At 66.7% G+C, this 285-nt stretch carries 1 protein-coding gene; it reads right to left on the minus strand.

Annotated elements, in window-relative coordinates:
* The coding region (locus tag L9G74_RS20190) for an immunoglobulin domain-containing protein (protein WP_238898561.1) at positions 1–253 on the minus strand (253 nt) is incomplete at its 3' end.
* Positions 254–285 lie beyond the last annotated feature (32 nt).

A 285-nucleotide genomic window follows, 5' to 3' on the forward strand; every position in this document is an offset into this window, starting at 1 on the left:
GGCGGAAGCCGCGGACCAGGCAGCTCAGGGTGACGCGGGAGAGGGACCGCTCTTCCGGGGGGGGGGCGAAGGGGTAGATCAGAGGTGGGGTGGTGGGTCCTGTATTCCTGTAGACGCTCTTGCTGAGCGGCAGGGGCAGCTCCTCGTGCTGCACGGTGCAGGTGAACCTCTCCCCGGATAACCAATCCTGGGTGCTGACGGGGACGGCGCTGCTGGCGCTGTAGGTGCCGTTGAAGTGTTCTTGGAGGACCATCGGGTCGGGCCGGAGGTTCCCACTCTTCTCCC

The organism is Shewanella electrica (assembly GCF_022321485.1).
Classification (GTDB): domain Bacteria; phylum Pseudomonadota; class Gammaproteobacteria; order Enterobacterales; family Shewanellaceae; genus Shewanella; species Shewanella electrica.